Raw genomic sequence first — 26,725 nt, forward strand, 5'->3', positions numbered from 1 at the left:
CGGTGGGGGGCGCGTTGTCCGGATCGCGTCCGTTCCTCCCCTCCGGCCGGCTCCGCCCGGTGATCCGGACCCGCGCACGGCCGGGCGGGCTCAGGCCCCGCCGGCGCCCTCGCTCGCGGACACCGCGAGGCCGACGCTCTCGGCCGCCACGGCCACGGCGTAGTCGAAGAACGCGGCCTCGTCCCGCACGCTGTCGTGGGTACGGCTGAACACCTGGAAGACGAGCAGCCCGATGAGGTTGCTCCACAGGACGATGCCGCGCTCGATGACGTCCGAGAACGGGGCCTCGGGAGCCCCTCCGAACAGCTCCACGGCCGCCGGCAGCAGCAGCGGCGGGCCGGGCACCGCCCGCCGGGGCGGGGTGAGTTCACCGCTCTCCAGCGCCGACCGCACGATGCCGGCGAGCACCGCGGGCGTGCGGGAGGCGGCCGGCACCGTGTCCTGCGGGGCGTGGTAGCCCGGTACGGGCGAGCCGTATATGAGGGTGAACTCTCCCGGGTTGCCGAAGGACCACCCGCGCAGGGCGCGGGTGACCGCGAGCAGCCGGTCGCCCGCCGGGGCGCCGGCCTCCCGGGCAGCCCCGTCGGCCTGCTCCATCGCGGCACCGGACGCGTCGTAGGCGTCGATGAGCAGTGCGGTCAGCAGGTCGTCCCGGTGGGGGAAGAGGGATTCCACCTCGGAGAGCGCGAGGCCGGCCTCGCGCGCGACGCCCTCCAGGGACAGTCCCGCGGCCCCCACGTCGACCAGCTGTCTGCGCGCGGCGGCCTTGATTGCCGCCGGCGGCGTCGAACTCTCGTCCATCGAACGTGCTGCGGAAAGATCCATGCGGGAACCGTACCAGCGCTTTTAGTGGGTTCCTCGGACCGTGTCAAGTCACGACTTTCCGGAACATGACCCTGTTGTGCCGTTCGCGGCTTACTTGTGGTGCGGGCCTCACCGGAACAGAAACCGGAAACGAAATGAGGCACCGCATACGAATCGCAAGGAGAAAGTCATGAACCGCAAGATTCGCACCAACAACGTCGTCCGTCCCCACCGCAAGGGATTCCGTCTCGCGACGCTGGCCGCCGCGGGCGCCATGCTCACCGGAGGAATCCTCCTCCCCGCCTCCATGGCGACGGCGGCTCCGATGCCGGCCCACGTGGCCGCGGCCTTCCCGGCCGCGGGAGGCGCCGGAGGGGACGGCGGTGCCGGCGGCAACGGCGTCATCGGCGGCGGCGGTGGCTCCGGTGGCGGTGGCGGCGGCAGCGTCCTGGGTACCGGCGGCGCCGGCGGCAACGGCGGCAAGGGCGGCGACGGCCTCCTCCAGGGCGGCGCCGGCGGTGGCGGCGGTGGCGGCGGCGAAGGCTTCATCGGCGGCAAGGGCGGCAACGGCGGCGACGGCGGCTCCGGCCTCTTCGGCGGCAACGCCGGCAACGGCGGCGGTGGCGGCGACGGCATCCTCAAGGGCGGCGACGGCGGCAACGGCGGCAAGGGCGGCTTCGGCGTCTTCCAGGGCGGCAACGGCGGCAAGGGCGGCAAGGGCGGCTTCGGCTTCCTCGGCGGCCTGGGCGGCAACGGCGGCGCCGGCGGCGGAAGCATCTTCTGACCCCCGCGCCTGATCCCCGCAGCTGATCCGACGGGGTGGAGGCCTCCGGGCCTCCACCCCCCTCACCCCCCCCAGCAGTACCCCGTACTCGGCGACACCCGCACTTACGGAAAAAGGCAGAAGGAGAAATCCCATGTTCACGAGTTCCTGGCAGCGTCCGCTCGTCCTGGCGGCGGCCTCACTGGCTCTCGTCACCGGTACGGCGTGCGCCGCGCAAGCGTCGCAGTCCCAGGCCCCCACGGCCGTCAGCTCCTCGCCCTCCCACTGCGTCCTGGGCGGCGCAGGCGGCGAAGGCGGCAAGGGCGGCGAGGGCGGCAGGGGCGGACAGCCCGGCCAGCCGGGCGAGCCCGGCAAGCCCGGCCGCGTGGGCTGCTTCCGGTTCGAGGACCTGCCCGACAAGTCGAAGTCGGAGCTGAACGCGGTGGACAAGGTACGCATCGTGATTGTCCTGATGGCCGACGACACGGACGCCACGAAGGACAAGATCTCCAAGAAGTACGACATCTCGCGCGAGCAGCTCGACGACTGGAAGAAGGACTACCTGGCCGGCGACTGGTGCTCCCTGATGGCGGGCGGCCTCCCCTTCTGCCTCTGATACGACCCCCGATCAGTAATCCACGGACATCCGCAATTCCTCGGCAAGGGAGAAGGTCATGAGCGTGCACAGCTGGAAGTTCCGTCTTGGTCTCGTCGTCTCGACGACTCTGATCGGCGCCGGTGCGATGGTGCCGGCCGCCACGGCGGCCCCCGCGGCCGCCTCGGCGGTCCAGACGGCACCGGCGGCCGCCGTCGAGTACCACGGCCCCTCGTCCGGCGGCGGTGACAACCGCAGCGGCGGGAGCCGGTTCGGCAGCGGTGCGGCGCTCGGCGGAGTCAAGGTGGGCAACGGCAGCGTCCGCGTCGGTGACAAGGTGTGCGCGGGCAACTGCAACGGAACGGTCAACGGCACCAACGGCGGCAACGGCGGGGTCTGCGCCGGACTGTGCAACGGCAGCGCCAACGGCGGCAACGGAACCAACGGCGGGCCCGGCGCCAACGGCACGAACGGCGGCAAGGGCGGGGTCTGCGCCGGAGTGTGCGGCGGCAGCGTCAACGGGGGCAACGGAGGCAACGGCGGGGCCGCGCCTCCCGGCGGCGACGGCGGCAACGGCGGCTGGGGCGGCAGCGGCGGCATCTGCGTCGGCGTCGGCTGCCAGACCAGCGGCCAGGGCGGCCGCGGCGGCGACGGCGGCGAGGGCTGACCCCCGCCGACGCCCGTACGGCCGGTCGGCGACCGGCGAGGAACTGCTCCAGGGAGTCCCGTCCCACCTCCACACCGGGACCCCTGGAGCCCTGTCATGAGGGCACTCGGATGGATCACTCGATAGACTTTCCGATAGGAAAGGGCGGCCTGTCGCGTCCGTCGTCGGGCCGGCCCGGTGAAGGGGGCGGCCCCAGATGGGCACGGCAGCGAACCTGAGCTCGTACACGGGCCGGCCCTCCGGCCTGATCGGCAAGCAGATCGCCGGCTACCTGGTCGAGCGGCTGATCGGCCGCGGCGGCATGGCCGTCGTCTACTGCGCGAAGGACCTGCGGCTGGACCGGAAGGTCGCCCTCAAGCTGATCGCCCCGGAGCGGGCCCGCGACGAGACCTTCCGGCGCCGCTTCACCCACGAGTCACGGGTGGCCGCGAAGATCGACCACCCGCACATCGTGCCCATCTTCGAAGCCGGAGAGACCGACGGCGTCCTGTACATCGCCATGCGGTACGTCTCCGGCCTCGACCTGCGGGGCCTGCTGGACCGCGAGGGCCCGCTCCCCGTCGCGACCGCCCTGCGCATCGCCGCCCAGGTGGCGTCCGCGCTCGACGCGGCCCACGAGCACGACCTGGTCCACCGGGACGTCAAACCCGCCAACATCCTGGTCGCCGCGGGCACCGACAGCGACCACCCCGAGCACGTCTACCTCACGGACTTCGGGCTCACGAAGAAGGCGCTTTCGCTCACCGGGTTCACCACCGCGGGCGAGTTCGTCGGCACGCTCGACTACATGGCGCCGGAACAGATCACCGGCCGTCCCGTGGACGGCCGGTGCGATCTCTACAGCCTCGCCTGCGTGGTCTACGAGTCCCTCGCCGGAGGTCCCCCCTTCGAGCGCGACGAGGACGTGGCCCTGCTGTGGGCGCACCAATACGACCAGCCGCCTCCCGTGACCGAGAGGCGGCCGGACATAGCGCCCGCAGTGGATGAGGTTCTGGGAAGGGCCCTGGCGAAGATTCCCGAGGACCGGTACGGCTCCTGCCTGGAATTCGTGGCGGCGCTGCGCGCCGCCACCGGGATCGGGGCCGGGGCCGGTGTCGCCAAGCGCACCGTCGTGGTGAAGACCGTTCCGCTGCCGGAGCCTCCGGCCTGGGCCCGGCCGGTCTTCCGGGGGCCGGCCGGTCCGCGTTAGGAAGCGTCGTCACAGTGGCTCCGACCCCCCGTTCGGGGGCCGGAGCCACTGTGACGGCACTCCCGTGCCGGGCGCTGCTGGTCGGGCGTCACAGCCCCAGGGAGATGGCGAGCCGGGTCAGTTCCGCCGTGGTGTTGATGCCCAGCTTGGCGCGGATGCGGCGCAGATAGGCGTCGACCGTGTGCTTGGAGAGTCCCATGAGGCGGGCCGTCTGCAGGTAGGTGCATCCGGCGGCGATGTAGCGCAGTGCCTCCTGCTCACGCGGGGCCAGCGAGGGGGCGGGGGCTTCGACGAGCGGCGCGGCGAGTGTGAGGCTCATGGGATTTCCTCCGACGAATCGGCTCGGTCATCACTGCTCACGCCTTCGGAAGCAGGGGACATGTCCCGAATGTCGTCGTATGTCCCTGATAAAGAGCTTGTTCGCGGGAGTTCATGGCGGTGTCCGCCGACTGTCACAGCGGTGTCACAGGGACCCGAAGTCGACCAGGGACTGCTCGGCCCAGATGGTCTTGCCGTTCAGGGTGTGCCGGGTGCCCCAGCGCTGGGCGAGCTGGGCGACCAGCAGCAGGCCCCGCCCTCCCTCGTCGAAGATCCGGGCCCGCCGCATGTGCGGGGCGGTACTGCTCGTGTCGGACACCTCGCAGATCAAGGTGTTGCCGTCGTGGATCAGCCGGAGCTGGACGGGCGGCGCCCCGTACCGGATGGCATTGGTGACCAGCTCGCTGACCAGCAGCTCGGTGACGAAAGAGGCCTCCTCCAGGCCCCAGGCGGTCAACTGGTCGGTGCAGTTGCGACGGGCCTCGGCGACGACGGACGGGTCGGAGGCCAGGTCCCAGGCCACGACCTGGTCGGCGTTCAGGGCCCGGGTCCGGGCCACGAGCAGGGCGACGTCGTCCTCGGGACGGTGGCTCAGCAGCGCCGTCAGCACCCGGTCGCAGACCGTTTCCAGCGTGGACGCGGGGCGTACGAGGGCGGCGAGCATCGTGTCCAGGGCCTCGTCGATGTCGTGGTCGCGGGCTTGCAGCAGGCCGTCGGTGTAGAGGGCGAGGACGCTGCCCTCGGGAAGCTCGACCTCGACGGTCTCGAAGGGCAGTCCGCCCAGACCCAGCGGCGGGCCGGCCGGCACGTCGAGGAGGTACGCGGAGCCCTCCGGAGGGACCACGGCGGGCGGGGGGTGACCGGCCCGGGCGACGGTGCAGCCCCGGGTGACCGGGTCGTAGACCACGTACAGGCACGTGGTGCCGATGCCTCCGGCGGCCTCCCCGCCGCCCTCCTGGTCGGCCTCGTCGGCGGACAGGTGGATGATCAGGTCGTCGAGGTGGGTGAGCAGTTCGTCGGGCGGCAGGTCCACGTCGGCCAGGGTGCGCACCGCGGTGCGCAGCCGGCCCATGGTGGCGGAGGCGCGGATGCCGTGGCCCACGACGTCGCCCACCACCAGGGCCACCCGGGCGCCGGACAGCGGGATCACGTCGAACCAGTCGCCGCCCACGCCCGCCTCGGCGCCGGCGGGCAGGTACCGGGAGGCGATCTCCAGCGCCGCCTGATCGGGCAGCGTGTGCGGGAGCAGGCTGCGCTGCAGGGTCATGGTGGTGGTGTGCTCGCGCGTGAACCGGCGGGCCTTGTGGATACTGACGGCCGCCTTGGCCGTGAGCTCCTCGGCCAGCAGCAGGTCCTCCGGCCGGAACGGCTCCTGGCGCTCGTGCCGGCTGAAGACGGCCAGGCCGAGCGTGACGCCGTCGGCGCGCAGCGGCACCAGCATCAGGGCCCGAGCCCCGTACTCGCCGATCCAGGCGGCCGCGGGGTCCTGGGTCACCCAGCGGGCCACGGCCGGATCGGTGGTCGCGTACACGGCGCCCCGGCCCGAGGCCAGACACTCGACGGCCGGGGAGAGCGGCGGATAGACGGTCGTCGCTCCGACCGTGAGCCGGGCTTCCGGGTTCCCTTCGAGGATCGACCGCACCGCGGTACGGGACAGGGTGAACGGCTTCGTCACGGGGTGCGGGGACGCCTCGTCGCCGCGCGGGGGAGGCTCCACGAGGTCGACGACGGCGAGGTCGGCGAGCCGGGGGACGGCCACGTCGACCAGCTCCTGCGCGGTGCGGGCGCTGTCCAGGGTGGTGCCGATGAGCGCGCCCGCCACGTCCGGCATGAGCAGCTGCTGCCGTTCGCCCCCGGTCGCGGTCCTGTCGTGCGCGGCCAGGCCCACGGCGCGCACCCGGCCGTCCCGGTCCCGCAACGGGGACAGCGAGGCGGACCAGCCGGACTCCGGGCCCGTACCCGCGGGGCGGACGAAGGAGTCCAGGTGCTGCGGCTCACCGGTCTCCAGGGCCCGGCGCATCCTCCGCTCGGTCTCCTCGCTCACGGGATCCGGCGCGATCTCCGGCAGCCGCAGCCCGCGCATCTCGGCCTCGGTGCGCGACAGCGTGCGTTCCATGCCGGCGTTCGCACGCAGCAGCCGCAGGTCGGCGTCGAAGATCGCCAGGTGGCAGGGGGACTGGTCGAAGGCCCATTCCTCCAGCGCTCCGTTCCAGTGCGTGGTGGTAGTGGCCGTGCGTGCCGGTTCGTGGGAGGCGTTCGTCTCCTCCGGCCGCTCACCGGGGGAGGTGGGAAGTTGCTCCATCGCCGCTCATCTCGCCCTCGCTAGTTCCTTGCCGCGCTCCGACGGCAACCCGCATGGCCAGGGGCTCCACTGACAAGCATGATCCGGCCGGGCAAGGAGCACCAACGCAGTGCCGTCACGGGCGCGCGAGGACGAGGGCGAGCAGTGCGTCCCCCGTCCGCCACGCCATCGCGCGGCGCCGTCCGCCGAGCACGGGCGGCCCCAGGCCGAGGATCTCGATGCGGCGCGGCGCGGGCCCGAAGACACCGCTGCGGTCGGCCTTGACCGCCGCTTCCTTCAGCGCCCAGGCACCGGCCAGCGCCTCGGGCCGTTCCGTACCGATGAGGGAGAGCTCGCGGGGCGAGAACACGTGGTCCGTGACCCGGCGTACCAGCGGGGCCGAGGCGGTCTCGCACAGGTCCACTCCGACCGGTTCGGGGGCCAGGGCGGCGGCGACGTGGCGGGCGGTGTGGCTGATGGAGACATGGAGGCCGGGCACCGGGCTGCCGCCGACGAGCAGGTACGGGCTGCCGTCGGCACGCGGCAGCACCTCCACCTCGTACGCCGGCGCGGTGAAGGCCTCCCGGGCCAGGAGCTTGACGAGCAGCCGGCCGGCCAGCCAGTCGGCCCGCCGCCGGTCCGGCAGCGCGCGGGCCACGCGGAGCTCGGCCGGCGAGAGGGGCGGGGCGGTGCGGAGGTCGGAGCGCCGGGCCGCGAGGAGGGCGGCTCCGCCCCACCGGTGGACCTCGCCCGGCGCGATCGGCCGGAAGGCGGTGTGCATGACGGCGGTGTCCATGACGGCGGGGCTCAGGCGGCGGCCGGCGCGGAGGGCGCGGCCGGGGCAGCCGGGGTGGATGGCGCGGCCGGGGCAGCCGGGGTGGATGGGGCGGCCGGGGCCGATGCGGCCGGAGCCGGGTTCGCCTCCAGCTGCCGCAGCTCGCGCACCAGCGCCGTCACCGCCCGGCGGATCTGGAGGGGCGTGTGGTCGCGGGTGATGAAGAAGCGCAGCCGGGCCATCTCCTCCGGGACCGCCGGATAGAGGATCGGATTGACGCTGATGCCCCGCCGGAACAGGGCCTCCGCGAGCCGCAGCGCCTTCAGCGAGTCCCCGACGATGCACGGCACGATCGCCGTGTCACGGCTGTCCCCGATGTCGACGCCGGCCTCGCGCGCGAGGCGGGCGAACAGCTCGGCGTTCTCCGCCAGCCGGGCCACCCGCTCCGGCTCCGCCCGCAGCACGCGCAGGGCGGTCAGGGAGGCGGCCGCGTCGGCCGGCGTCGTGCCCGCGCTGAAGATGAAACCGGGAACGGTGTAGCGCAGGTAATCGATGACGGCCCGGCTCCCGGCCACGTAGCCACCGCAGCTGGCGAGGGCCTTGGACAGGGTTCCCGACCACAGCTCCACGGCCGGGCGGTCGATGCCGAAGTGCTCGCCGACGCCGCGGCCCGTCGCTCCGATGGTGCCGATGCTGTGCGCCTCGTCGATCATCAGCAGGGCGCCGTGCCGGTTCTTGACCTCGAGGAGCGCCGGCAGGTCGGCGACGTCCCCGTCCATGCTGTACACGCCCTCGATGACGATCAGCACCCGCCGGTACTGGTCGCGGACCCGCGTGAGGAGGGAGTCGAGGGCGGCCGCGTCGTTGTGGGGGAACGGCCGCCGGGTCGCGCCGGAGAGCTTGCAGCCCTGCAGGATGCTGTCGTGGGCGAGGGAGTCGTGGACGACCAGGTCCCCCGGTCCGACGAGGTGGCCGATCACCGTGACGTTGGTGGCGTGCCCGTTCGCCAGGGTGAGCGCGGCCTCGCAGCCGAGCAGGCCCGCGACCTCCGCATCGAGTTCCACGTGGAGCGGGCGGCTGCCGGACAGCAGCCGGCTGGCGGACACCGACGTGCCGTAGCGCTCGATCGCCTCCTTGGCCGCCTCGTTCACCCGGGGGTGCGTGGCCAGGCCCAGGTAGTTGTAGCCGGCGAACGAGAGGAGTTCGCGGCCGTCGACGACGGTGGTGTCCGTCATGCCGCCCTGGTGGACGAGGAAGTACGGATTGGAGATCCCGAGCTCGCCGAGCGCGGCGACCCGCAGGCCGTGCTCGGTGACCTCCGGGAAGCACTCGATCCGGGTGTGCTCCTCGGGCAGCGGTACGGGCGGTTCGGCGGCCGGCGCCGGTGCCGGCTGCTCCGCCTCCACCTCGCGCCGGTCCGCGTGCGCGTCCGCCTGCCCTTGCTCGGCGCGCTGACCGGGGACGGCGGCGGGCGCGCCCTCGCAGGCGGCGGCATCGGCCGAGCCGGTCGTCATCAACGCGGAGATCCTCCCGACGGTCGGCCGGTCGGCCACCCTCTCGTCGAACCTCCACTGCGGCCACTCCCGCTTGAGGGAGGTGAACAGGTCGGTCAGCATCAGCGAGTCGAAACCGAGGTCGTCGATCAGCAGCTGGTCCCGGTTCAGGTGGCCCACCGGGAACGCGCTGATCCGTGCCACGTGGGCGAGCACGGTTGCGGTGACCTCGTCGGCGCGACCGAGCAGCGGGAGCTCCTCGTCGGCGGCCGGTGCGGTGGACCGTACGGAGGCCTCCGCGGGCATCGCGCGCAGTACCGGCGCGGGCTCGGGTACGGGCTCGCGCACCGGCTCGGGCGAAGATGACGGCTCCGGCGTCGGCTCCGGCCGGGGCCGCACGGCGGCGGGGGCCTCACGCTGCGCGGTGCGCCCGCCCGTCACCCAGTACGACTGGGTGTCGAGCCGAGCCGCCGGCAGGTCCAGCAGCCGGCGGTCCTCCTCGGGCACCAGGGCCCGGGGGTCGACCGGGACGCCCAGGACCGCGAGCCGGGCGAGGGCCAGGACGAAGCCGCGCCCGCCGTCCGGCTCGGGCCCGGTGGCGGGGACGACGTGGACGTCGCCGTGCCCGGTGAGGGTGCGGTGGACCGAGGTGAGCAGCGAGCTGCCGCCGGCCACCTGGAGGAAGACGCGGGCGCCCTGCTCGTAGGCGGTGCTGACGGCGTCGCCGAAGTGGACCGGCGCGGACGCGTGCCGGGCCCACAGCTCGCGCAGCCGCCCGGGGTCGGCGCACACCTCCGCGTTCACGGACGAGACGAACGGCACCGCGGGGCTGCTGACGGCCCGGCCGGCGAGGTCCGCGCGCACGCTCTCCTCGGCGCAGGCCAGCAGCGGCGAGTGGAAGGCGTTGGACACCTCCAGCACCGCAGTGACGATCCCGGCCTCCGCGCAGGCCCGCCGCATGGCGTCGAGCCCTTGCGGGGTGCCGCTGACCACGACCTGCCGCGGCTGGTTGAAGCAGGCCAGCCACACGTCGTCGATGCCGTCGGTGAGCCGGCGGCAGGTCTCCTTGTCGCTCTGCACGGCGAGCATCCCGCCCCGCAGCCCGCTCTCCGCCTGCCGCAGGGCCGCGCCGCGGTGGACCAGCAGCCGGACGGCGTCCTCGTCGGTGAGCGCTCCGGCGGCGGCGGCCGCGGCGAACTCTCCGACGCTGTGGCCGAGGGCGAGGTCGGGGGTGATCCCGCAGTCCGCGAGCAGCCGGGTCGCGGCCAGCTGGACGGTGCCGAGCAGCGGCTGGCAGACCTCGGTCGCGGTGAGCCGCTGCCGGAGCTCTTCGACGGTGCCGCGGTGGTGCGCGGTGGCCGCCGCCTCGCCGTACAGCATGTCCGCGATGTCGAAGCCGGTGTCCCGGCGGGCCACGGCGCTGAGGACCCCGACGGTCGCCCGGAAGCCGGTGAACCGCTCGTGGAGGTCCTCCATCATGCCCGGCCGCTGACTGCCCTGGCCCGGGAAGAGGAACGCGATCCGGCGCTGCTCGGCCGGCAGGGGCGCGTCGGCGGCGAAGGCGCCGTCGCCGAGGTCGCCCCGGGCGCCGTCGACGAGCTGGCTGCGGGCGCGGCGCAGCCGCTCGGTGAATTCCTCCGTGCCGGTGGCCACGATCGCGAGCCGGGCCGTCAGCGGCCGGCGCGTACCCAGGGTGTGGGCCACCGCGGCGAGCGGAGGGCGGTCGGCGGTGCCGAGTGCGTCGAGCACGTCGAGTACCTCGCCGATGTGCCGGTCCAGCAGTTCCGGGCTGCCCGCGGAGAGCAGTACGAGCTGGGGCGCGGGGCTCCCGGTGCGTACGGCGGGTCCCGGGCCGGCCGGGGCGGGCGGCGCCTGCTCCAGCACCACGTGCACGTTCGTGCCGCCGAAACCGAAGGAGCTGACGGCGGCCCGCCGCGGCGCGAGTCCGCTCGGCCAGGGCCGCGCGGTCTCGGCGATGCGCAGGCCGGCGGCGGAGACGGGCAGGTCGGGATGGGGGGCGGTCGGCGGCTGCGGCACGATCGTGCGGTGGTGCACGACCAGGGCCGTCTTGATCAGACCCGCGACGCCCGCGGCGGCCAGGGAGTGCCCGATGAGGGCCTTGCCGGCGCCCAGGTAGCACAGGGCGGGGTCGTCGTCGGGGTACTCGGTGCGCAGCCGGCGCAGCGCCTCGGTCTCCGCGCGGTCGCCCGCGGCGGTCCCGGTGCCGTGGGCTTCGAGGAAGCCGACGGAGGAGGGGGCGACCCCGGCGTCGTCGTAGGCGCGGAGCATCGCGCGCAGCTGCCCTTCGGCGGTGGGGACCAGCGGCCCGGGAGAGGCGCCGTCGTTGGCCGAGCCGATGCCCTTGATCACCGCGTAGACGCGGTCGCCGTCCGCGAGCGCGTCGGCCAGCGGCCGGACGACGACCACCCCGGCGCCCTCGCCGAGGACGAAGCCGTCGGCCTCCTCGTCGAACGGGCGGCACACACCGCTGGCGGACAGCGCGCGGAGCCGGGAGAACCCGACCAGGCTGTCGGGGGTGAGGTTGAGGTAGACCCCGCCGACGACGGCGATCCGGCAGGTGCCCAGCCGCAGGTGGGCGATCGCCTGGTCGAGGGCGACCAGCGAGCCGGAGCAGGCGGCGTCCACGGCGAAGCTGGGGCCGCCGAGGTCGAACTGCCGGCTGACGGTGCCGGCCGCCATGTTGAGCAGGCTCCCGGGCAGCGTGAAGCTCTGGATGGTGCCGAGCCGTCCCGCCTGCTCCTTGACGGCGGCCCGGCCGTCGTGGTCGTCCGCGGCGAGCGAATCCTCGGCCAGGGTGATGGCCCGGATGGGGGCCGCCATGAGGTCCTTGTAGTCGGACACCGAGATCCCGAAGAAGACCCCGGTGTTCTCCCGGTCGAAGTCGCCGCGGCCCAGCCCCGCGTCGTCGAGGGCCTCGCGGGTGACGTCGAGCATCAGCCGGTGCTGCGGGTCCATGGCCCGGGCGCGGGCGGGAGGCACTCCGTAGTGCAGGGCGTCGAAGCGGTCCACGTCGTCCAGGAAGGCGACCTGGTCGGTATAGGCAGCGTTGGGGGCCGACCGGTTCCCGGGTTCGTGGAAGGTCTCGTGGTTCCAGCGGTCCGAGGGGACGGCGGAGAACTGCCGCTCGCCGCTCATCAGGAGCTTCCAGTAGCCGTGCACGTCGGGGGCTCCGGGGAAGCGGCAGCCGAGTCCGGTGATGGCGATGTCGGTCATGACCTTCTTCTTTCGGTGTGTGGTGCGGGATGTGCGGGACGGGTGCGGGGTGTGCGCCCCGGAGGTCAGCGGCGCGCGGGGGCGCGGGTGCAGAGGGGGGTGCGGACCGGGGCCCGGCGGCGGGCCGGCGGGCACCTCCCGGCGGTGCCCGGGGGAGGACGGGGCGCCGGGCGCGGCGCCTCCCGCCGCAGGGCCCGCGGTGCCCACCAGTTCAGGCCGCCCGCCAGGCGCATCAGCGCCGGTACGAGGACGCCCCGGACGAGCGTGGCGTCGAGGAGCACGCCCAGGGCCGCGCCGATCCCGAAGAACTGCAGGAGGGAGACCCGGGAAGTGCCGAAGGCCACCAGGGTGAAGGCGAGCAGGGCGCCGGCGGTCGTGACGATGCCGCCCGTGCGGGCGATGCCCGAGACGATCGAGGCGGCGTCGTCCCGCCCGGCGTCGTGGGCCTCCTTGATGCGCGCGAGGACGAACACCTCGTAGTCCACGGAGAGCCCGAAGAGGATGCAGAACAGCAGGACCGGCATGGTCGTGCTGAGCGGGCCGGGGGTGAAGCCGAGCAGTCCGCTCAGATGGCCCGTCTGGAAGATCCACACCATGGCCCCGAGGACCGCCGTGAGGCTCAGCGCGTTCAGCGCGATGGCCTTCAGCGGCAGCAGCAGGCTGCGCGTGAAGCCGAACAGCAGCACGAAGGTGGTGAGGGTGATCACGGCGAGCGCCGGCAGGAGCCGGTCGCCCACCGTGGCCTTGGCGTCGACCAGTACCGCGCTCGGACCGCCGACGAGGACCTCGGTGCCCGCCGGGGCGGGAATCCCGCGGACCTGGCGCACGAGCTGCTGGGCGGCCCGCGACTGGGCGTCGACCAGCGGCACCACCGAGAGCCGGACCGGACCCCGGCCGACGGGCCCGGTGACCTGCGCGACCTGCGGGAGCGAGGCCAGCCGCCGGGCGTACGCCTCCCGCGCCGGCCGCGACGCCGGGCCCGTCATGACCACGTCCAGCGCGTCGGCGCCCTTCACGTCGAACTCCGCGCGCACCAGGTCCCCGGTCTGCCGGCCGGCCGCGCTCAGCGGCAGCGCCCGGTCGTCGGGGGTGGCGAAACCGGCGTGCGCGAACGGCCCGGCGAGCAGTACCAGCAGACCGATCACCGGCAGCGCCGCGACCAGCGGGCGGCGTACGACGATCCGCGCCAGCCCCTCCCAGAAGCGCGACCGCGAGCCCGCGTGCACCCGGCGGCGCCACGGCACGGGCCACGCGTTCACCCGCTTCCCGAGCAGCGTGAGCAGGGCCGGCAGGACGGTCACGGCGCTCACCGCCGCGATCGCCACCACGGCGATGCCCGCGTAGGCGAAGGAGCGCAGGAAGTACGGAGGGAACACCAGCAGCGTCGCGAGCGCGGCGGACACCGTCGCCGCGCTGAAGAGGATCGTGTGGCCGGCGGTGCGCACGGTCCGTACGGCGGCGTTGCGCGGCCGGTACCCGGCGGCGAGCTCCTCGCGGAACCGGGAGACGACCAGCAGCCCGTAGTCGATGCCCAGCCCCAGGCCGAGCGCCGTGGTGAGGTTCAGCGCGAACACGGACACGTCGGTGACGGCGCCGAGCACGCTCAGGACCAGCAGGGTCCCGCCGATGGCCAGGACCCCGATCAGCAGGGGCAGGGCGGCGGCCACCACACTGCCGAACACCAGGACCAGCAGGACCAGGGTGCCCGGCAGGACGACGGACTCGGCCCGCTTCAGGTCGGACTCCGAGATCTCCTGGAGCTCGGCGTCGATCAACGCGGACCCTCCCACGGACACGGACAGGACCGTCGTCGGGCCGGCCGGGGCGGTCAGCTCGTCGCGCAGGCGCTCGACCCGGGCTCCGAGCCGCTCCCCCTCCCCGTCCACGTGCGCGAGGAGCATGGCCGCGTGTCCGTCCCGGCTGCGCAGTTCCGCCGCGCCTCCGGCCCAGTACGAGGTCACGGCGCTCACGTGCGGCCGGGCCGCGAGCCGCTTCGCCAGGTCCTCGCCCGCGGCCCGGGCCGCCGGGTCGTCGACGTAGCCGCCGCGGGCCCGCGCGACGAGGACCAGGTTGGGGGAGGCCCCCAGGTGCTCGGCCGCCACCCGGGCGGCGCGGCTGGACTCGGACCGCGGGTCGTCGTACCCCTGCGTCTTCAGCAGGCCGGCCGCTCCCGCGCCGAACGCGAGCGAGAGCACCAGGAAAGCGAGCGCTGCGAGGAGCACGAGCCGGGGGCGGCGGGTCACGAAGACCCCTGCGCGGGGGTACATGATGCCTCCGATCCCAGGCCGATCCCGAGGGCGGTCCGCTGTTCCTGCGCGGTGCAGGACGGTCGGTCTCCACCGTGCCCGGGGGAGGGGTCCGGGCCGTAGCCCCGGCAATTCGTCACTTGACAGGCGCCATGGGGTCGTGTCCGCGCTTGTCCACAGCCCGTGGCGGACGGGACGGGTGTGTCGGCGGGTGCCGCTAGGCTTCTCCAATGGGCCTTATCGACGCGTCCCCCGAGACCTCCGATGCTTTGCGGGTGCTCCACCGCGTCTTCGGTTACGACTCCTTCCGCGGTGAGCAGCAGCAGATCATCGAGCAGGTGGCCGGCGGCGGTGACGCCCTCGTCCTCATGCCGACCGGCGGCGGAAAGTCGCTCTGCTACCAGATCCCGGCGCTCGTGCGAGAAGGCACGGGCATCGTGATCTCGCCGCTCATCGCGCTGATGCAGGACCAGGTGGACGCGCTGACCGCCCTCGGCGTGCGGGCCGGATTCCTCAACTCGACCCAGGACCCGTACGAGCGCCAGGCCGTCGAGCAGCAGTTCCTCGCCGGCGAGCTGGACCTGCTCTACCTGGCGCCGGAGCGGCTGCGCACGGAGGGCACCCAGCGGCTGCTCGACCGGGGCAAGGTGTCGCTCTTCGCGATCGACGAGGCGCACTGCGTCGCCCAGTGGGGCCACGACTTCCGGCCGGACTACCTCGCGCTGTCGATGCTGCACGAGCGCTGGCCCGATGTGCCGAGGATCGCGCTGACCGCGACGGCCACCAGCGCCACCCACGCCGAGATCGCGTCCCGGCTCGGTCTCCAGGACGCCCGGCACTTCGTGGCCAGCTTCGACCGGCCGAACATCCAGTACCGCATCGTGCCGAAGAACAACCCGCAGAAGCAGCTGCTGGAGCTGATCCGGAACGAGCACGACGGGGACGCAGGGGTGGTCTACTGCCTCTCCCGGTCCTCGGTGGAGAAGACCGCGGCCTTCCTGGTGGAGCAGGGCATCGACGCCCTGCCGTACCACGCCGGGATGGACGCGCGGACGCGCGCCGCGAACCAGGCGCGCTTCCTGCGGGAGGACGGGGTCGTGGTCGTCGCCACGATCGCCTTCGGCATGGGCATCGACAAGCCCGACGTGCGCTTCGTCGCCCACCTCGACCTGCCGAAGTCCGTCGAGGGCTACTACCAGGAGACCGGCCGCGCGGGCCGCGACGGCGAGCCGGCCACGGCCTGGCTGGCGTACGGGCTGCAGGACGTGGTCCAGCAGCGCAAGCTCATCGACGGCTCCGAGGGCGACGAGGCGCACCGGCGCTCCATGGCCGCGCACCTCGACGCCATGCTCGCGCTGTGTGAGACGGTCGACTGCCGCCGCGTGGGCCTGCTGGCGTACTTCGGCCAGCCGGGCGAGGCGTGCGGCAACTGCGACACCTGCCTGACGCCGCCCGAGTCCTGGGACGCGACGGTCGCGGCGCAGAAGCTGCTGTCCACGGTGTGGCGGCTGGCCAAGGAACGGCGCCAGAAGTTCGGCGCGGGCCAGGTCATCGACATCCTCCAGGGCAAGAAGACGGCCAAGGTCATCCAGTTCGACCACGACGCGCTCTCCGTGTTCGGGGTCGGGGCGGACCTGAGCACCGCGGAGTGGCGCGGAGTCGTACGCCAGCTGCTCGGCCTGCGGCTGCTGGCGGTGGAGGGCGACTTCGGGACGCTCGTGCTGACCGACGACAGCGGCGAGGTGCTGGGCGGGCGCCGCAAGGTCACGATGCGCAAGGAGACGCCGACGGCGAGCGCCGCTCGGAAGGAGTCCGGGGCGCGCAAGGGGAAGGGCGGCCGCGTACCGGCCGACCTGCCGGCGGCCGCGGTACCGGTCTTCGAGGCCCTGCGCGCCTGGCGGGCCGCGACGGCGCGCGAACAGGGCGTACCGGCGTACGTCGTCTTCCACGACGCGACGCTGCGGGAGATCGCGACGCGGCTGCCGGGAACGGTCGGGGAACTGGGCACGATCGGAGGCGTCGGCGAGGCCAAGCTGGCCAAGTACGCCGAGGGCGTCCTGGACGCCCTGGCACAGTCCGCGTCCGCCTCGGCGTCCGAGTCCGCCTCCGAGCCGCAGCCCCCGGCCCGGGCCGCGGTCCCGGCCCCGGCCTCCGCGCCCCCGGCCGAGTCCGCCCCGCAGGCGGGGGCGGCGGCGGCCCGTTCCGCGGCGCCGTACGACGAGGAGCCGCCGTTCGACCTGGACGAGATGGACCCGCCGTGGGACGACTGGGAGTAGCCCTCGCGCTCCGGGTCGTCGGCCGCGACCTGCCGGGGCGTGACTGCGGCGGGTACCGGGACGTCCACGTCGCCGTGCAGCGCGGGCGGGAGCCCGAAGGGGCCGTGCCCGCGGACGCGGCGGAGGCGGTCTGGGAGTTCACGGTGGAGGCGGTCGCCGCGCCCGACGGCACCCGGGACTTCCGCGGACCCCACGTGCACGGGCGGCGCGGCGAGCGGTTCCTCTACCTGACGTGGGGCGAGCAGCCGCCCGGCGGCGCGTTCACGATGTTCCGGCGGGCCAAGCTGATGCTCGACGACCTCCCCGCGGATGCCGTCGGGCGGGGCAGCGCCGAAGCGGAACTCGGGCTGACGGACTCCTGCGGCATGCCGGTGTGCGCCAGGGTGCGCCCGCCCGCCGTCACCTGGAGCTGACCGCGCCGCGCCGCAAGGGGGAGCCGAGGCTCAGCGCAGTACGGCGGCCAGCAGGTCGGGGCCCAGCGCCGTCAGGTCGGGCAGGTTGAGGGCGTAGCGGACGTAGCGGCCCTGCCGCCGCGCCGTGAGCAGGCCCGAGCGGCGCAGTACCGCGAGGTGGCGGGAGACCTCCGGGGGCGAGAGTTCCCAGGTGTGGGCCAGCTCGCGGGTGGTGTGCGGGCCGCGGGCCAGGGTGCGCAGCAGCCGCAGGCGCACCGGATGGGCGAGCGCCTCCAGCCGTAGCGTGACCGTTTCCAGGGACACCGGCTCCGGCTCCGACGGGCTCGGCTCGGGCACGGGGTACTGCACCACGGGCTGCCACCCGGGCGCGTGGACCGCCACCAGGTGGGGGCGGCCGAAGGCGCTGGGGATGAAGGTGACCCCGGTGCCGCGGGCGGAGGTCGCCTTGTCCTGCAGCTTGTCCACGACGATGCAGTCGCCGTCCGGGGACAGGGTGACCGCCGCGGAGACCGATGCGAGGGCCGCGCCGATGCCCTGGCGCTTCAACAGGTCGTGCTTCAGGCGCAGGTCGGCGGCGAGCCGCGCGGCGATCTCCGACCAGGCGGCGTCGAAGAAGGCCCCGGCGCACTGTTCGAGCGTGTGCCGTACCCGCGCCCGCACCGCGGCCGGGTCCGCGAGCAGCCGTTCCGCGAAGGCCTCTTGGCGCGGGCCGCGGGCCCTGGCCAGGTGCAGGGCCCGCTCGCGCACGCGGGCGTCGGTGAGCGGCGACGGCGAGGCGAGGCGGGCCGGGGCGCCGCCGCACGTGGTGACGAGCGCGGCGGTGACGTACCGGGCGTCGTCGATCCGGTCCACGTCGTCCAACTCCTCGGCCAGGGTGGGCCGGGGCCGGGCCGGGATCAGGAAGTCGGCCTGTGAGGAGCGCCAGAGGAACTCGGCCTCCCGCAACCGCTCGGCCAGCTCCGGCCGCAGCCCGGCCCGGACGTCCGCGGCCCAGCCGGCCCGCTGCGGATGGTGTCCGGGTTCGGCGAGGACGTGCAGCATCGCGGTCAGCTCGGCCAGCGGGGAGGCGGCGAACCGCAGGCGCTCGGACGGCAGTCCGCTGATGTCGATCCTCAACGTCACCCCTCATCATCACCGATCGGGGGGCCGGCGACGGCGTGGATTGACGGTCTCCGTCAACCGGCGGGGCCCGCCCGGCGGCCGGGCCCACCGTGAGGGCCATGGCACACACCGACACCCGCACCGGCACCGACACCCGCACCGGCACCCGCACCCGCACCCGTACGATCCGGCCCCGCGCCCTCGTCCGCGCCTCCGGCGGCCCCCGCTATGCCGTCGCCCTGGCCGTGGACGCGCTCGGCACCGGTCTGCTGCGGCCCTTCCTGCTGCTCTACGGGGTGCTGGTGCTCCGGCTGTCCGCCCCGGTCACGGGCATCGCCATGACGGTCGGCGTCGTCGTGGGCCTGGCGTGCATGCCCGCCGTGGGCAGCTGGCTGGACCGGGGCGCGCGCAGCACGGTCGTGGCGGCATCGATGCTGGTCCGGGTGGCGGGCGTGGCGCTGCTGCTGGCCACTCCGGCGGGGCACGTCTGGCTGTTCGCGGCGTCGGCGCTGTTCCTCGGCATCGGCAACCAGGCGTGGCCGGCCGCCCACGCGGCCCTCGTGGCCACCGTCGCACACGGCCGGGAACGCGACGTCGCCCTGGCGGCGGGCCGCGCCCTGCGCAACGCCGGCCTGGGCGTGGGCGCGCTGCTCGCCACCGTGTGCCTGGCGGGCGGCGCCACCGCCTTGCAGGCGCTTGCGGCCGTCACGGGGCTCGCCTACCTCACCGCGGCGGTCCTGGTGTGGTCGGTGCGGCTCCGCGCCCGGCCGGCCGCTGTCCCGGCCGAGTCCGGCGACGACAAGCCCGCCCCGAGGATGCGCGCGCTGCTGGCCGCCAACGTGGTCTACGTCTTCTGCCTCAACGTCCCCGAGATCGCGCTCCCCCTGGTCCTGGTGACACAGCTGCACGCTTCCCCGGTCTGGTCTGCGGCGATCTTCGTGGCCAACACGGTGCTGGTGGTCACCCTGCAGGTTCCGGTGACCCTCCTGATGTCCCGGTTCTCCCGGCGGACCGTGCTCGCCCTCGGCGGAGTGGTGCTCGCGGCGTCCTACCTCGGCTTCCTCGCGGCCACTTCCCTGGTACCCGGCTGGGGCGCCCCGGCCGTCGCCGCCGTGTCCGTGGTCTGCACCCTCGGCGAGATCATCTACGCCGGCAGTGCGACGGCGCTCGTCACGGCCCTCGCCCCCGCCCGGGTCCTGGGGCGCACCCTCGCCCGCTTCGAACTGTCCTCGGGCTTCGGCCTCGCCGTCTCCCCGGCGGTCATCACCGCTCTCGCCCCCCACGGTCCGGCCGCCCTCTGGGGCGGCCTCGCCGCCGCGACGCTCGTCTCCGCCTCGGCCGTCGCCACCGAGAAGAGCGGCGGCACCGGCGGCGCCCGGGCGCAGCGGCGTTCACGCCGGATTCACCTTGCCCGGCGATGCTCGGCCCATGGCCCTCAGTAGACGAGCACTGCTGGCACAGGCAACCGCGGCCGCCTCCGTCGCCGCCACCCCCTCCGTCGCGGCCGCGGCCGCGGGCACGGAGCCGACCACCACCACGACCCTGCGCGGCACGATCCCGCCCGGCGCCCCGGACTTCGTGTACGTCCCGCTGGACGTTCCCCCGGGCGTACGGGAGTTACGCGTCTCGTACCGCTACGACAAGCCGCCCACCCCGCCCGGCACCCCGGGCAACGCCCTCGACATCGGCCTGTTCGACCAGCGCGGCACCGCGCTCGGCGGCCGCGGCTTCCGCGGCTGGTCCGGCGGCGCCCGGGGCGAGTTCTTCCTCCGCGCCGACGACGCCACCCCCGGCTACCTCCCCGGCCCGCTGGAGCCCGGCCGCTGGCACATCGCGCTCGGCCCCTACACCGTGGCCCCGCAGGGCCTGCCGTACGAGATCACCGCGGTCCTCACCCACGGCGCACCGGCGGCCCCCGCGCCCGTCACCTACCCGCCCGAGCGGATCCCGGGCCGCGGCCGCGCCTGGTACCGCGGGGACTGCCACGTGCACTCCGTGCACTCCGACGGCCGCCGCACCCCGGCCGAGATCGCCGGGCTCGCCCGCGCCGCGGGCCTGGACTTCATCAACACCTCCGAACACAACACCCACAGCTCCCACACCGCCTGGACGGGCGCCGCGGAGCAGGGCCTGCTCGTCCTCACGGGGGAGGAGGTCACCACCCGCACCGGCCACGTCCTGGCCGTCGGCACCGACCCGGGGACGTTCGTCGACTGGCGCTACCGCTCCCGCGACGGCCGCTTCGAACGCTTCGCCCGGGCCGTCCGGCAGGCGGGCGGGCTCGTCGTACCCGCCCACCCGCACGCCACCTGCATCGGCTGCGCCTGGAAGTTCGGCTTCGGCGAGGCCGACGTCGTGGAGGTGTGGAACGGCGCCTGGACCCCCGACGACGAGGTGTCCCTGGCCTCCTGGGACGCCACCCTGCGCGGAGCCCGCAGCGACCGCTGGCTGCCGGCCCTCGCGCACAGCGACTACCACCGCGACCCGGACCGCGTCGGCAGCCCGCAGACCGTCGTCCTCGCCGACGACCTGTCGCGCCCGGCGATCCTGGCGGGCCTGCGCGCGGGCCGCGCCTACGCCGCGGAATCCTCCGCCGTCTCCCTCGACTTCACCGCCGTCACCCCGCGCGGGGCCCACGCGGGCATCGGGGAGCGGCTGCGGGTCGCCGACCCGGCCACGGAGGTCCTCGTGCGGCTGTCGGTGACCGGCGCGGAGGGCTGCGACCTGCGGCTGGTCACGGACCAGGGCCTCGCGTTCACCGCGCCGGGGGCGACCTCCCTGGAGTGGCGTACGACGCCCGCGCGCGCCGCGTACGTCCGCGCGGAGGTCCGCCGCCCGGCCCAGGCGCCGCCGCTGCCGGGTCCGCCCGCGGCGTTCACCAACCCGATCTGGCTCGACTGCTGACGGTACGTCAGCGGGCGTTGTCGAGGAGCCGCGTGCGGAACAGGTCGAGCACCTGGTCCAGCGCCGCCCGGGTAAGTTCGCCCGGGGCGTCGACCAGGTGCTCGGTCAGTACGGAGTGCGGGGGCAGCACACCCTCGGGGTTGGCGGCCCCGTCCTCCAGCTCGACGCCGACGAAGGCGTCGCCGAGCTCGCGCCGCAGGAACGCGAACCGGCCCCCGGGCACGAACCGGTCGCCCTTGAACCGCAGTCCCATCACCTTCAGCCCCTCCCGCTCGCACCGCCCCCGTACGACGGCGAGCTCAGCGGGGCTGATGTCGATCGTCCGTGCACGGCCCGACGAGACGGCCACCGGCAGCGACGGCTGGGACAGCACCGGGGCGAGCAGCCGGGGGTCGGTGGCCATGGCCAGGGCGAAGCCCCCGGTCAGGCACATGCCGACCGCTCCGACGCCCGGGCCGCCGCACCGCTCGTGCTCGTGCGCGGCCAGGGCGCGCAGCCAGGACACGACCCGGGAGCTGCGGCCCGTGGCCAGCAGCGTGAACTCCCGGCTCACGCACACCTTCAGCATCGACGAGGCCGCGTAACCGGCGGCCTTCAACGGGCCGTGCGCCTCGGGACGGGGGTCGCGGCCGGGCTCGCCGAACAGCACGGGGAGCACGACCGTGCAGCCGATCGCCGCGACCCGGTCCGCGAACTCCAGCACCTTCGGCGTGATGCCCGGGATCTCGGCCAACACGATCACGGCGGGGCCGGTGCCGCGCCGCAGGATCCGGCGTTCGGTGCCCTCGTACGTGAACGTGCTCCGCTCGTACCCGGCCAGGTCGTGGTCCGCCATGAGCCTTCTCATCCCCTCCGCACACCGGATCGGGCCGGCAGGTCCTCGCCGGCCCCGGGGGAGTCTCGCACGCGTCCTCCGGTGGGCGGGCGGAGACTGGAGGCATGCGGGTGAACGCGCACGCGATCGAGCTCGGCGGCCTGACCAAGACGTACGGGCCCGTCGTCGGGATCGAGGCGCTGAGCCTGACGGTGGACGAGGGCGAGGTGTTCGGCTTCCTCGGCCCCAACGGGGCGGGCAAGACCACCACGCTGCGCTGCCTGACCGGGCTGCTGCGGCCCACGGCGGGACGGGTCCGGGTGCTCGGCCTCGATCCCGTCGGCGACCACCGCCGGCTCGCCGGGGCGCTCGGGTACCTCCCGGGCGAACTGCGGCTCTACCCGGAACTCACCGGGGCGGAAACCCTCGACCTGCTGTGCTCCCTCCAGGGCGGCCCCGCCCCGCTCCGCGGCGAGCTCTGCGACCGGCTGGGGCTGACCGGCCCGGTCCTGCGGCGCACGGTGGGCGGGTACTCCCGGGGCATGAAACAGAAGCTGGGGCTGGTGCAGGCGCTCCAGCACGATCCCCGGCTGGCCGTCCTGGACGAGCCGACGGAGGGGCTGGACCCGCTCGTGCAGGAGACGTTCTTCGAGCTGATGGAGGAGGCGGCGGCCGGCGGACGGACCGTGCTGCTGTCCAGCCACGTACTCCCCGAAGTGCAGCGGGCCTGCGGGCGGGTGGCGATCGTCCGGGAGGGGCGGCTGGTGACCGTGGAGAGCGTGGCCGCCCTCCGGGAGGCGCGGGCGCGGCGGATCCGCCTGCACTTCGCCGACGGGAAGGGCCCGCGTCCCCTGGGGCGGGCGGAGCAGTGGGCCCCGCGCTGGGACGGGGACCGGGTGGAGCTGCTCGTACCCCCGAGCGAGGTGGTGGGGGCGCTGCGCGGCCTGCTGGCCACGGGGGTCGCCGACGTCACCGTGCAGGAGGCCGGACTGGACGAGGCCTTCCTGGACCTCTACCGGAACGGGCGGCGGGCCGGAGGGGCGGCGGAGCCGTGAGGACCCGGTGGCCGCTGCTCTGGCTGGCGCTGCGCCGGCGCCGGCGGATGCTGATCGCCCTCGTGGTGGGGATGGCCGTCTTCGAGGCGCTCATCGTGGTGGTGGCGAACACCATCGCGCCCGGGCAGCTGTTCTCGGCGGGCGGCAAGGGGCCGCCGTCGGCGTACCGGGCGTTCAGCGGCTCCGGCGGCGAGGTGTCGATCGCCAGCTACCCCGGACTGCTCGGGGCGGGGCTGGTCCACCCGTTCTGGATCGCCATGCAGCTGACCGCCATCGGCTCGCTGGCCGCGGCCGCGGTGGCCGCCGACGTGGAGTCCGGCACGATCGAGCTGGTGATGGTGCGCCCGGTGACCCGCAGCCGGCTGCTGGCCGAGCGGGCGGCTGCCCTGGGGATCGCGGTCCTCGCCCTGAACGCGGCGGCCACGCTGACGGTGGCGGCGGGCGTCTGGCTGTCCCCGGACATCCACCGGGCCGTCCCCCTGAGCGGTGTCCTCGCCGCCGGGGTGATGGGCTGCGGCTTCGCGCTGTGCGTGGCCGGCCCGGCGCTGGCCGTCTCGGCCTGGGGGCGCCGGCGCGCCCAGGTGGTCGGCGTGACCATCGCGATCGGGGCCGTGGGCTTCGCCGTGAACTTCATCGCCCTGGCCTGGTCGCCGGCGGCTCCGCTGAGGTACGTCAGCCCGTTCCACTACTACACGCCGGGCGACGCGCTGGCCGGGGGCCAGGTGCTGTGGCCGCAGTTCGGCGTCCTCGCCGCGGTGGGCGTGCTGGGGCTGGCGTGGGGACACGCACTGCTGCTGCGGCGGGACCTCGCGCCGTAGGAGGGCGGGCGTCAGAGGACTTCGAGCACGTCGGAGACCGGGCGGCGGGGCGTCGCGGTTCCCTGGGGGCCGTAGCCGAGCCGGATGACCATCTGCACGTGGCCCATCCCGGCGAGCGGGTCGCGTGCCGTCCAGCGGAGCTCGGGCCATTCGAGGGGCTGCGAGGTCATGGAGGTGGCCAGGCCGTCGGCGGTGGCCTGGAGCAGGATCCGCTCCAGGGCCTGCCCCGCCCGCAGCCAGTCCCCACGGGTGTCGCCGAGGGTGCCCAGCAGCGCGATGTGCGGCCGGCTTTCGAAGGCCGCCCGGGCCCGGCCCGGCACCGGCCGCGCCCGGCCGAAGTCGCGGACGGTCGCCCCCGGACCGGCCGCCGCCGGGCCGAACGCCGCCGCGGGGATCCCGTCGGAGCGGGGCTCCTCGTCCGGTGCGACCGTACGGAGCCACGCCGCGGTCTCCGCCCGCACCGCGGGGTCCGCGTCCTCCCGCTGCTCGGAGTCGTGGACCAGGCCGAGCAGCGTGTCGGTGTGCCAGGCGTCCGGGACCACCAGCCGGCAGCCCTCGAGGAGGGCGGCGGACCGGAGGGCGTCGAGCAGCGCGGGCGGTATCTCCTCGTCCCGGAACGGGAAGCGGCTGGTGTGCCGGCGCCGCAGGGCGGGATACAGGGCGGCGAGCTCCTCGTCGGTGCCGGGGGCGGCCGCGGGCTCCCGGAGCCGGACCTCCGCGAGGAACCACGGGTCGCGGGCGTCCGGCAGCGCCCGCACGACGGCTTCCCGGCCCGCCCGCGCGGCGGACACCCGCAGGTTGAACAGCGCGGCGCCGCATCCCAGGTGGAGGGCCCGCAGGTCCGGGTCGGCGTGCGGCAGGGCCCGGCGGGGATCCCCGTGGAGCTCGACGACCCCGGAGCCGGCGCGGTGGACGAAGCGCCACGGCTGGGCGTTGTGCATGGACGGCGCGGCCGCGGCGTCCTCGACGAGGCGGGTGACGCACGCGATGTCCGGGAGCGGGATGGTGGTCATGGCGTACGTCTCCTTGCTCGGGCTGCGGCTTCGGCTTCCCCAGTACCGAGCCTCGCGCCACGGAGCCCTGCCCGGCGAGGGCCGAACGGGCCCCGGATGGGGCCGATCGGCCCCCGCCCCGTACGGCGCGCGGCGGGGAGGGGCGACTACCGTGAAGAGCGGGCAGAGCAGACGTCACGCCGCGTGCGGCCGGAGGTGTGCATGGGAGTTCCGCGGCTGCGGCTGGACGAGCTGCTCGACGAGCTCCAGGTCCGCATCGACGAGGTGCGCGGCACCAGGGACCGGCTGAACGGGCTCCTCGAAGCGGTGCTGTCGGTCGGCCGTGAGCTCGACCTCCCCCAGGTCCTGCGGGGCATCGTCGAAGCCGCCGTGGTCCTGGTGGACGCGGAGTACGGCGCCCTGGGCGTGATCGGCGACGACCGGAGGCTCGCCGAGTTCCTGCCCGTCGGCATCAGCGACGAGCTGCGGGCGCGGATCGGGGAGCTGCCGTCCGGGCACGGCATCCTCGGCGAGCTCATCCGCCACCCCGAGCCGCTCCGGCTCTCCGAGCTGGCCGAGCACCCGGCCTCGTACGGCTTCCCGCCCCACCACCCGCCGATGCACTCCTTCCTCGGCGTCCCCGTCCGCGTCCGCGAGGAGGTGTTCGGCAACCTCTACCTCACCGAGAAGCGCGGCGGAGCGGACTTCGACGAGGAGGACGAGGCGGTCCTGTCGACCCTGGCGGTGGCGGCCGGCATCGCCATCGAGAACGCCCGCCTCTTCGAGGAGGTGCGGATCCGGGAACGCTGGCTGGCCGCCAGCTCCGAGTGCACGAGCGCGCTGCTCTCCGGTTCCCCCGAGAGCCAGGTGCTGGAAGGGATGCTGGAACGGGCCGGGGACATCACCGGCGCCGACATCGGCGTCTTCTACCTCGTCGGGCCGGGCGGCGAGCTGCGCGGCTCGCTGGCCCTGGGCGAGGGCGCCGAAGCCCACCGGGGGATCGTGCTGCCCAGCCCCGAGGGCACCCTGGCGGCCGCCGCCCTGGCCGGGGACGGCCTGGTCACCGTCGCGGACGTCGAGAGCGACGACCGGGTCACGGTGCAGCCGGAGCGCTGGCAGGGCTTCGGCCCGGCCGTCGCCGTCACGGTCGGCACCAGGGAGCGGCTGAGCGGCGTCCTGATGCTGGCCCGCCGCCGCGGCCGCGCGGCCTTCACGGGCGCCGGGGTCGCCGCCCTCCCCGCCTTCGCGGGCCAGATCGCCCTGGCCCTGGAGCTCGCCGACCGGCGCCGGGACGCCGAGCAGATGAGCCTGCTGGAGGACCACGACCGGATCGCCCGCGACCTGCACGACCTGGCGATCCAGCGGATCTTCGCCACCGGGATGACGCTGCAGAGCGCCCAGCGCTTCGTCGAGCACCCGCAGGCCGCGGAGCGGCTCGCGCGGGCGATCGACGATCTGGACGCCACCATCAAGATCATCCGCTCGGCGATCTTCGGACTCCGCGAGCACGAGGTGCCCGGGACGGTGCCGAAGCTGCGGCTGCGCGCCGTCCAGGCCGTCGAGGAGGCCGCCGCGGCCCTCGGCTTCGCGCCGGCCCTGCGGATGGAAGGCCTGCTCGACACCGACGTACCGCCGCCGGTCGCGGACGAGGCCCTCGCCGTCATCGGGGAGGCCCTGGCCAACGTCGCCCGCCACGCGGGGGCCGGCCGGGCGGAGGTCTCGCTCGTGGTCGCCGAGGGCGTCCTGACGGTGTCGGTCGGCGACGACGGGGGCGGGATCCCCGCCGGCGGGCGCCGCAGCGGCCTGCGCAACATCGCGGAGCGGGCCCGGAGGCTGGGCGGTGAGCTGGTGCTGTCGGCCGGCGGCCCCGACGGGCGGGGCACCACGCTGGAGTGGCGGATCCCGCTGCCGGTCCGTTCCGGCTGACCCGGGGGTGTCCGGGGGATCATGGCCGGGCCCGATCCCGCCTTGGCCCGCGCGCCCGGGC

The 26,725-nt window shown here is 74.7% G+C and carries 20 protein-coding genes; 11 read left to right on the plus strand and 9 right to left on the minus strand.

From position 1 onward, the window contains the following. Positions 1–90: 90 nt before the first annotated feature. Positions 91–825 carry a TetR-like C-terminal domain-containing protein gene (locus tag AB0O21_RS14470; protein WP_365170854.1) on the minus strand — a complete coding sequence of 245 codons (735 nt, stop codon included), beginning with the start codon at positions 823–825 and terminating at the stop codon, positions 91–93. A 169-nt stretch (positions 826–994) separates the two neighbouring features. Here AB0O21_RS14470 and AB0O21_RS14475 point away from each other — a divergent pair, with 169 nt between their 5' ends. From AB0O21_RS14475 to AB0O21_RS14490, 4 genes are all read left to right on the plus strand, one after another. Then, complete coding sequence (locus AB0O21_RS14475) at positions 995–1,588, plus strand: hypothetical protein (protein ID WP_365170856.1); 594 nt, start codon at positions 995–997, stop codon at positions 1,586–1,588. Between the two features lie 133 nt (positions 1,589–1,721). Next, a complete protein-coding gene (locus tag AB0O21_RS14480; RefSeq protein WP_365170858.1) occupies positions 1,722–2,183 on the plus strand; it encodes a helix-turn-helix domain-containing protein in 462 nt (153 codons plus the stop codon). Positions 2,184–2,241: 58 nt separating this feature from the next. Further along, positions 2,242–2,829 carry a hypothetical protein gene (locus tag AB0O21_RS14485; protein WP_365170860.1) on the plus strand — a complete coding sequence of 196 codons (588 nt, stop codon included), beginning with the start codon at positions 2,242–2,244 and terminating at the stop codon, positions 2,827–2,829. A gap of 196 nt (positions 2,830–3,025) precedes the next feature. Beyond that, the gene (locus tag AB0O21_RS14490; protein WP_365170862.1) at positions 3,026–4,018 is read left to right on the plus strand and encodes a serine/threonine-protein kinase; all 993 of its coding nucleotides are present in this window, start codon (positions 3,026–3,028) and stop codon (positions 4,016–4,018) included. An 88-nt stretch (positions 4,019–4,106) separates the two neighbouring features. Here the strand turns inward: AB0O21_RS14490 and AB0O21_RS14495 are convergent, their stop codons facing one another. The 5 genes from AB0O21_RS14495 to AB0O21_RS14515 form a co-directional block, all read right to left on the minus strand. After that, entirely contained in the window at positions 4,107–4,337 is a 231-nt protein-coding gene (locus AB0O21_RS14495) for a helix-turn-helix transcriptional regulator (protein ID WP_365170864.1), read from the minus strand. Positions 4,338–4,481: 144 nt separating this feature from the next. Then, positions 4,482–6,638 (minus strand): SpoIIE family protein phosphatase, encoded by a 2,157-nt coding sequence (locus AB0O21_RS14500; RefSeq protein ID WP_365170866.1) that lies wholly within the window; start codon positions 6,636–6,638, stop codon positions 4,482–4,484. 115 nt (positions 6,639–6,753) lie between these two features. Then, entirely contained in the window at positions 6,754–7,413 is a 660-nt protein-coding gene (locus AB0O21_RS14505; RefSeq protein WP_365170868.1) for a 4'-phosphopantetheinyl transferase superfamily protein, read from the minus strand. A gap of 11 nt (positions 7,414–7,424) precedes the next feature. Continuing rightward, complete coding sequence (locus AB0O21_RS14510) at positions 7,425–12,119, minus strand: aminotransferase class I/II-fold pyridoxal phosphate-dependent enzyme (RefSeq protein ID WP_365170870.1); 4,695 nt, start codon at positions 12,117–12,119, stop codon at positions 7,425–7,427. A 65-nt stretch (positions 12,120–12,184) separates the two neighbouring features. Then, positions 12,185–14,386, minus strand: coding sequence for an MMPL family transporter (locus tag AB0O21_RS14515; protein WP_365170872.1), 2,202 nt, complete (start codon positions 14,384–14,386; stop codon positions 12,185–12,187). Positions 14,387–14,595: 209 nt separating this feature from the next. Here AB0O21_RS14515 and recQ point away from each other — a divergent pair, with 209 nt between their 5' ends. Then, a complete protein-coding gene (gene recQ, locus AB0O21_RS14520; protein WP_365170874.1) occupies positions 14,596–16,641 on the plus strand; it encodes a DNA helicase RecQ in 2,046 nt (681 codons plus the stop codon). Beyond that, a complete protein-coding gene (locus AB0O21_RS14525; protein ID WP_365170876.1) occupies positions 16,623–17,054 on the plus strand; it encodes a DUF5990 family protein in 432 nt (143 codons plus the stop codon). Before recQ ends, AB0O21_RS14525 begins: the two co-directional genes overlap by 19 nt. A 30-nt stretch (positions 17,055–17,084) precedes the next feature. On the opposite strand, the gene AB0O21_RS14530 is transcribed toward AB0O21_RS14525, so the two are convergent. Continuing rightward, positions 17,085–18,176, minus strand: a complete 1,092-nt coding sequence (locus tag AB0O21_RS14530; RefSeq protein ID WP_365170878.1) for a helix-turn-helix domain-containing protein — start codon at positions 18,174–18,176, stop codon at positions 17,085–17,087. A gap of 98 nt (positions 18,177–18,274) precedes the next feature. Between AB0O21_RS14530 and AB0O21_RS14535 the strand changes: the two genes are divergently transcribed. Then, a complete protein-coding gene (locus tag AB0O21_RS14535; RefSeq protein ID WP_365170880.1) occupies positions 18,275–19,597 on the plus strand; it encodes an MFS transporter in 1,323 nt (440 codons plus the stop codon). After that, entirely contained in the window at positions 19,584–21,059 is a 1,476-nt protein-coding gene (locus AB0O21_RS14540) for a CehA/McbA family metallohydrolase (RefSeq protein ID WP_365170882.1), read from the plus strand. The genes AB0O21_RS14535 and AB0O21_RS14540 overlap by 14 nt, the downstream gene beginning before the upstream one ends. 7 nt (positions 21,060–21,066) lie before the next feature. Here AB0O21_RS14540 and AB0O21_RS14545 read toward each other — a convergent pair whose 3' ends face one another. After that, a complete protein-coding gene (locus tag AB0O21_RS14545; RefSeq protein WP_365170884.1) occupies positions 21,067–21,894 on the minus strand; it encodes a dienelactone hydrolase family protein in 828 nt (275 codons plus the stop codon). A gap of 104 nt (positions 21,895–21,998) precedes the next feature. Here AB0O21_RS14545 and AB0O21_RS14550 point away from each other — a divergent pair, with 104 nt between their 5' ends. Further along, complete coding sequence (locus tag AB0O21_RS14550) at positions 21,999–22,928, plus strand: ABC transporter ATP-binding protein (protein ID WP_365170886.1); 930 nt, start codon at positions 21,999–22,001, stop codon at positions 22,926–22,928. After that, on the plus strand, positions 22,925–23,746 hold the full coding sequence (locus tag AB0O21_RS14555) for an ABC transporter permease subunit (protein WP_365170888.1): 822 nt from the start codon (positions 22,925–22,927) through the stop codon (positions 23,744–23,746). Before AB0O21_RS14550 ends, AB0O21_RS14555 begins: the two co-directional genes overlap by 4 nt. An 11-nt stretch (positions 23,747–23,757) precedes the next feature. Here the strand turns inward: AB0O21_RS14555 and AB0O21_RS14560 are convergent, their stop codons facing one another. Next, on the minus strand, positions 23,758–24,759 hold the full coding sequence (locus AB0O21_RS14560) for a nitroreductase family protein (RefSeq protein ID WP_365170890.1): 1,002 nt from the start codon (positions 24,757–24,759) through the stop codon (positions 23,758–23,760). A gap of 201 nt (positions 24,760–24,960) precedes the next feature. On the opposite strand from AB0O21_RS14560, the gene AB0O21_RS14565 reads away from it, so the two are divergent. After that, positions 24,961–26,664: a GAF domain-containing protein gene (locus AB0O21_RS14565; RefSeq protein ID WP_365170892.1), complete on the plus strand. Its 1,704-nt coding sequence runs from the start codon at positions 24,961–24,963 to the stop codon at positions 26,662–26,664. Positions 26,665–26,725 lie beyond the last annotated feature (61 nt).

The organism is Streptomyces sp. NPDC091371 (genome assembly GCF_040684275.1).
Taxonomy (GTDB): Bacteria; Actinomycetota; Actinomycetes; order Streptomycetales; family Streptomycetaceae; genus Streptomyces.